Genomic DNA, 6414 nt, shown 5'->3' on the forward strand with positions numbered 1-6414 from the left:
ATGCAGGCCCTCGATCAAGCCGACGCCGCCTTCAGCCAGAGCCGCCCCCAGCTGCATTACAACCGCCAGCGACAGCACCGCGCCCCGCCGCGCCGACAATGGCGCCGGCCGCGCCGACGTTCCCGCAGCTCACAGTGAGAGGCTCGCCCCGCCCGCGACGAACGACGCAAGCTTGGCTGATGCGTCTGACCTACGCCGGAACGGTGAGCGTCATCCCATCGAACGCGACGTCGATGTCGTCCGGCAAGCGGCCGGATAGATTGGCGTAGTCCAGATCGACGTGGAGATTCGTCAGGATCGCGCGCCGCGGCTTCAGCAGCGCGATCGTTTCGAGCGATCGCGCGAGATGGAAATGACTGACATGCGGCGTCTCGCGCAGGCAGTCGAGGATGAGCATGTCGAGACCGGCCATCGTTTCCATGGCCGCCGGCGGGATCAGGCTGACATCCGGCAGATACGCAAGGCCGCCAAAGCGGAAGCCGAGCGCTTCGTAATTCGGCCCATGCTCGACGCGGAAAGGCAGTGCCTCGATCGCCCCACCCGCTCCATCGATGGTCTGGCTTCGTCCCGCGCCGATCTGGTCCAGTTCGAGGATCGGCGGATAGTAGCTGCCGGCAGGCGTTTCGAAGAGGTAGCCGAAGCGCGAGCGCAGCGAAGCTTCGGTGGCAGTGTCCGCATAGACCCGGATGCGCTGTCCCGCATGCAGAACGAGCGCGCGCAGGTCGTCGATACCGTGGGTATGGTCGGCATGGTCATGCGTCATCAGCACGCCGTCGAGCGCGGGAACCTCGGCCGAAAGCAACTGCTCGCGCAGGTCCGGCGAGGTGTCGACGAGCACGCGCGTCGTGCCGTTCCGACCGGAGCGCGTCAGCAGGATCGAGCACCGTCGCCGGCGGTTCTTGGGATTGACGGGGTCACAGGCGCCCCAGCCGGAACCGGGCCGCGGCACGCCACCTGAGGAACCGCAGCCGAGGATCGTGACAGTCAGCGTCATGGCGCGGGGTCAGGCGACCTGCGCCACCGGCGCGGCGTGGTCCATCTTCCAGTAGCAGCGCCGGGCGTTCTCGGTCGTGATCCGCGCCGCCTCCTCGAAGGATACGCCGATCGCGCCTCCCAGAACCTTTGCCGTTTCAACAACATAGGCTGGCTCGTTGCGCTTGCCCCGGAACGGCACCGGAGCGAGATAGGGTGCGTCCGTCTCGACCAGCAGGCGTTCGCGCGGAACCATCCGGGCGATGCGGCGCAGGTTCTCCGAGGTCTTGAAGGTCAGGATGCCGGAGAAGGAAACGTAGAAGCCGAGCTCGACGCCGGCCATGGCGAGCGCCTCGCCGGCGGTGAAACAATGCAGGATCGCCGGGAAGGCGCCCTTTTCGGTTTCCTCGCGCAGGATCGCGATCATGTCGTCATCCGCCTCGCGGGCGTGGATGACGAGCGGCAGCCGCGTGATGCGGGCCGCAGCGATATGGGTGCGCAGCCCCTGCGCCTGCGCTTCGCGCGGGCTCGAATCGTAGTGATAATCGAGGCCGGCCTCCCCGATCGCGACGCAGCGCGGATGGCGCGACAGCTCGGCCAGCCGCTCGGCGGTAACGTCGAGTTCCTCATGCGCCTGATGCGGATGCGTCCCGACGGAGAACCAGACCGACGGAAAGCGCTCCGCGATCCCCGCGTAATCCGCGAAGCGCGCGACCCGGGTCGAGATCGTGACCATCCGGCCGACGCCAGCGGCTTCCGCCCGCGCGACATAGGTCGGCAGTTCCGCAGCGAAGTCCGGAAAGTCGAGATGGCAATGCGTGTCGATGACCATCACGCCGCCTGACCGTCCTCGGGCTCGACATAGCGCGGGAAGACCCCGCTCGGCGCCGGCAGCGGCGTGCCGCTGGCCAGGCGGCCGGATTCTCCCAGCGCGGCGAAGTTGCGCGCCGCGGCGGGCACGCCGAGCAGGTCGAGCAGCTTGCCTGCGGAGACCGGCATCACCGGCTGCACCAGGATCGCGACCTGCCGGATCACCTCGACCGTGACATAGAGCACGGTATCGCGTCGTGCCGGATCGGTCTTGGTCAGGCGCCAGGGTTCGTTGGCGGCGAAGTAGCGGTTGGCCTCCGCGACTACGGCCCAGATGTCGGCCAGGACCGTATGGAGGGCGAAGTCCTTCATCGCCTCGCGCGCCTTGTCCAGCGCGCCATCGGCCATGGTGAGCATCGCTTCGTCGGCTTGCGTCAGCGTTCCGCGCGGCGGCACCCTGCCCTCGCAGTTCTTGGCGATCATCGACAGCGAACGCTGCGCCAGGTTGCCGAGATCATTGGCGAGATCGGCGTTGATCCGCCCGACGATGGCGTCATGGCTGTAGTTGCCGTCCTGGCCGAAGGAAACCTCGCGCAGGAAGAAATAGCGGAGCTGGTCGACGCCATAGGTCTCGGCCAGGCCGAACGGATCGACCACGTTTCCGAGCGACTTCGACATCTTCGTGCCCTTGTTCAACAGAAAGCCGTGGCCGAAGACTCGCTTCGGCAAGGGCAGACCCGCCGACATCAGGAAGGCCGGCCAGTACACCGTGTGGAAGCGCACGATGTCCTTGCCGATGATGTGGACATCGGCCGGCCAGTAATGCGCGCGCGCGTTCGCCGCATCGGGGAAGCCCGTGCCGGTGAGATAGTTGTTGAGCGCGTCGACCCAGACATACATCACATGCTTCGGGTCGCCCGGGACCGACAGGCCCCAGTCGAAGGTGGTGCGGCTGATCGACAGGTCCTCGAGCCCGCCCTTCACGAAGGAGACGATCTCGTTCTTCCGCGTCTCCGGCGAAATGAAGTCCGAAACGTCCTCGTACAGCTTCAGCAGCGCATCCTGATACTTAGCGAGGCGGAAGAAATAGCTCTCCTCCTCGACCCATTCGACCGGGGTGCCCTGCCCGCCGAGGCGCGTGCCGTCGGGCTGGAGCGTGGTTTCCTCCTCGCCGTAGAAGGCTTCGTCGCGGACCGAATACCAGCCTGAATACTTGGCGAGATAGATATCGCCATTGGCCTCCATGCGCCGCCAGAGCTCGTCGGTCGAGACCTTGTGGTCCGGATCGGTCGTACGGATGAAGCGATCGAAGGAGCAGCCCAGCGTCTGCTCCATCTCCTGGAAGCGCGCCGCGATCTTGTCGACGAATTCCTTCGGTGACAGGCCGTTCTGGGCGGCCGTGCGCTGCACCTTCTGGCCGTGCTCGTCGGTTCCGGTCATGGCGAAGACGTCGTAGCCGTCGAGCCGCTTGAACCGCGCGATCGCGTCCGCGGCCACCATCTCATAAGCGTGGCCGATATGCGGCGGCCCGTTGGTGTAGTGGATAGCGGTCGTCAGGTAGAATTTCGGGGCGGTTGCCATCGTCTGTCCGAGAGCTTCGCTTCACGCTGCGCGCGAGCGGGAAACCGCAGCCGACAGATCATGAAACATCGTCATCACCAGCGGTCGACGATCGAGATTATAGGTCTCGACCTCTCGCGCCTGCTGTCCAAGCTTTTCCCATACCTCCGCAAGCGGTGCAAGGCGCGCCGGTTGCGCCGCAGCATGCGCGTGGAGATGGTCAGAGATCCAGCCCTGCACCGTCTCGATCATCACCGCGAAATCGCGCTCCCCGGCCTTGCCGGCGACATCCTCGGCCAGCGCGAGCAAAGCCGGCACATCGACCTGCGGCAGCGCATCGAGCCGCGCACGCACCGCTTCGACCAGCGACAGCGTCTCCGGATCGACATAGGTGAGCGCGCGCCGGACCGATCCCTCGGCAAGGCTCGCCGCGCGGCGCAGCGCCGAACCGTCGAACGGCGCATCCATGCGCTCCAGTGCAATTCGCCCGGCTTCGACCACGCCGGCTTCATCCAGCGGAGCGAAGGTCAGGAGCCGGCAGCGCGAGCGGATGGTCGGCAACATCCGCCCCGGCGCATGGGCAACGATCAGGAACAGTGCCTGCGGCGGCGGCTCCTCCAGGAGCTTCAGCAGCGCGTTGGCAGCGGAACGTTCCATGTCCTCGGCGGAGTCGACGATGCAGACCCGCCAGCCGCCCTCGGCAGCGCTCGCCCCGAAGCGATCGATCACGCGCCGGACCAGGTCGACAGGGATGTTGCTCGTATAGCTCTTGCCGTCCGGCTTCGGCACGCGACGCAGCACATGCAGATCGGGATGCGACCGCGCCATCACACGCCGTGAGGCTGGATCGCCCTCGGGCATGGCGAGACTGGTCGCATGTCCCGCGCGCGTCCGCGGGTCGCCTGCGGCGAGCATGTAACGAGCCGCGCGATAGGCGAAGCTGGCCTTACCGACGCCCTCGGGCCCGCCGAGCAGCCAGGCATGGTGCATGCGGCCGGATGTGAGGGCGTCGAGGAACGCCCGCTCTTGCGAGTCGTGTCCGATCAGGTCCAGCGTCTCGCGCGGATGCGGCGCGATTGGCAGCCGGTCGGGTTCGTCCGTGGTTTCTCGCATCATGCTTCCGGTCTGATCTGAAGGCGCTCGCCCAACGCCTTCCATGCCGCCTCGGCCAGTTCGTCGGGAGGCAACGTCGCATCGAGCACGACGCAGCGCCCGGGCTCGCCGGCGGCGATGTCGAGATAGGCCTGCCGCAGTTTGCGGTGAAAGGCCAGCGTCTCGCCCTCGAAGCGATCGACGGCCTCTCCGGGGCGGCGACGTTTCGCGGCGCGGGCAAGGCCGATCTCGGGATCGAGGTCGAGGATCAGGGTGAGATCCGGCATCACGCCGGCGATCGTGACGGCCTCCAGTTCGGCCAGCAGGGTCCGGTCGATCTGACCGAGCACGCCCTGATATACGCGCGTCGAATCGATGAATCGGTCGCAGATCACCCACTCGCCGCCGTCAAGCGTCGGACGGATCAGGCTGTCGATATGGTCGATACGCGCGGCCGAGAACATCAGCGCCTCGGCGAACGCGCCATAGTCCTTGGCCTGCCCGGCCAGGATCATCTCGCGAATGGCTTCGGCCTTGGGCGAGCCACCGGGCTCCCGCGTCGTCCGGGTCGGGCAGCCGGCCTCGCCGAGCCGGGCGGCCAAGGCGCGCGCCAGCGTCGACTTGCCGGCGCCCTCGCCGCCTTCGAGGGTGATGAAACGTCCCTTGCCCACGGTGCCCCGCTCAGCTCCGGCCCAACGCCTTGCGGACCCAACCCGTCGTCGCCTCGAACAGCGCATCGAGCGCACGGCTCTGCAGCGTGCCGGCCCGCACGGTTTCGGCCGCGTAGAGCGGCACGTCCAAGGTCTTGATGTCGCCGCGGGTCACCACGAGCCGGGCAATTTCGGCCCCTTCCTGCACAGGGACCGTCAGCGGGCCGCGATAGACGATGCGGGCGGCCAGACGCTCGGTGCTCCCCCGCGGCATCAGCAGGCTGACAGCTCCCTTGCTCCGCAAGGCGACGCGCCCCTTCTCGCCGCCGTAGACGCTGGCGTCGCCGACCGTCTCGCCATCCGCGAAAAGCTGCCGGCGCTCGAATGCGCGGAAGCCCCATTCCAGAAGCTTGCGCGCCTCGCTCGCCCTATCCCGCGCCGTCTTGAGGCCGTTGACGACCACGACGAGGCGCTGCCCGTTCTGGACGGCAGAGCCGACCAAGCCGAAACCCGACTCGTCGATATTCCCCGTCTTCAGCCCATCGGCGCCGATATCCATCGTCAACAGCGGGTTGCGGTTCTGCTGGCGGATCTTGTTCCAGGTGAATTCGCGCTGGCCGAAGATCTTGTAGAGCTCCGGATAGGTCTTGATGATGTGGTCGGCGAGCAGGGCAAGCTCGCGCGCCGTTACCCGCTGCTGCGGATCGGCCATGCCGGTCGCATTGCGGAATACGGATTTCGTGAAACCCAGCGCCCTCACCCGCTCGGTCATGATCCGACCGAACGTGGCCTCGTCCCCGGCAATCGCTTCAGCCAGAGCGATCGAGGCGTCGTTGCCCGACTGGACGATGATGCCTAGGAGGATGTCGGAAAGCTTGATGCGGCTGTTGACGATGGCGAACATCGCCGAGCCGCCGGAAGGCGCGCCGCCCTTGCGCCAGGCATTCTCCGAAATGCCAATCTCGCTGTCGAGCGACAGCCGGCCGGCGCCGATATCCTGGAACGCGACCAGCACGGTGGCCAACTTGGCCATGCTCGCCGGCACCATCAGTTCGTCGGCAGCCTTTTCGTAGAGGACGGCCCCGGTCTCCGAATCGAGCAGAATCGCAAAAGGCGCCTGCGACTGGAAATTCTGGGCATGCGCCGGCCCTGCCAGGACCCCGGCGCACAGCAAAACAAGCGCGCAGACCGCCAGCCGCCACGCCGGCAGCAGCGCCGCGGCAGACAGCTTCGGATGAAGAAAGGCGCTCATGCCTCGATGTGAAGCAGAGCGCCCGGCGTCAGGTCAAGAAGATTGGCTTCAGTTGCGCGTCGGCGGCAGCACGGATTG

6 protein-coding genes are annotated in these 6414 nt (G+C 66.8%); all 6 read right to left on the minus strand.

Going from position 1 to position 6414, the window contains the following annotated elements:
- Positions 1-190: 190 nt before the first annotated feature.
- Genes ACIPIA_RS08270 through ACIPIA_RS08295 form a run of 6 tightly spaced genes read right to left on the minus strand, consistent with a single transcriptional unit; the run spans position 191 to position 6336 of the window.
- Positions 191-994 carry an MBL fold metallo-hydrolase gene (locus tag ACIPIA_RS08270; protein ID WP_400508432.1) on the minus strand — a complete coding sequence of 268 codons (804 nt, stop codon included), beginning with the start codon at positions 992-994 and terminating at the stop codon, positions 191-193.
- Between the two features lie 9 nt (positions 995-1003).
- Positions 1004-1804 carry a TatD family hydrolase gene (locus ACIPIA_RS08275; RefSeq protein WP_400508441.1) on the minus strand — a complete coding sequence of 267 codons (801 nt, stop codon included), beginning with the start codon at positions 1802-1804 and terminating at the stop codon, positions 1004-1006.
- Entirely contained in the window at positions 1804-3363 is a 1560-nt protein-coding gene (metG, locus tag ACIPIA_RS08280; protein WP_400508434.1) for a methionine--tRNA ligase, read from the minus strand. The genes ACIPIA_RS08275 and metG overlap by 1 nt, the downstream gene beginning before the upstream one ends.
- 21 nt (positions 3364-3384) lie before the next feature.
- Entirely contained in the window at positions 3385-4458 is a 1074-nt protein-coding gene (locus ACIPIA_RS08285; protein WP_400508436.1) for a DNA polymerase III subunit delta', read from the minus strand.
- A complete protein-coding gene (tmk, locus tag ACIPIA_RS08290; RefSeq protein WP_400508437.1) occupies positions 4455-5105 on the minus strand; it encodes a dTMP kinase in 651 nt (216 codons plus the stop codon). The genes ACIPIA_RS08285 and tmk overlap by 4 nt, the downstream gene beginning before the upstream one ends.
- 10 nt (positions 5106-5115) lie before the next feature.
- Entirely contained in the window at positions 5116-6336 is a 1221-nt protein-coding gene (locus tag ACIPIA_RS08295; RefSeq protein ID WP_400508439.1) for a D-alanyl-D-alanine carboxypeptidase family protein, read from the minus strand.
- Positions 6337-6414 lie beyond the last annotated feature (78 nt).

Source organism: Allobosea sp. CER48 (genome assembly GCF_044752385.1).
In the GTDB taxonomy this organism is placed as follows: Bacteria; Pseudomonadota; Alphaproteobacteria; order Rhizobiales; family Beijerinckiaceae; genus Allobosea.

Coding starts and splice junctions, on each gene's coding strand:
- ACIPIA_RS08275 (WP_400508441.1), bottom strand. CDS start 1,804: ATGGTCATCGACACGCATTGCCATCTCGACTTTCCGGACTTCGCTGCG.
- metG (WP_400508434.1), bottom strand. CDS start 3,363: ATGGCAACCGCCCCGAAATTCTACCTGACGACCGCTATCCACTACACC.
- ACIPIA_RS08295 (WP_400508439.1), bottom strand. CDS start 6,336: ATGAGCGCCTTTCTTCATCCGAAGCTGTCTGCCGCGGCGCTGCTGCCG.
- ACIPIA_RS08285 (WP_400508436.1), bottom strand. CDS start 4,458: ATGATGCGAGAAACCACGGACGAACCCGACCGGCTGCCAATCGCGCCG.
- ACIPIA_RS08270 (WP_400508432.1), bottom strand. CDS start 994: ATGACGCTGACTGTCACGATCCTCGGCTGCGGTTCCTCAGGTGGCGTG.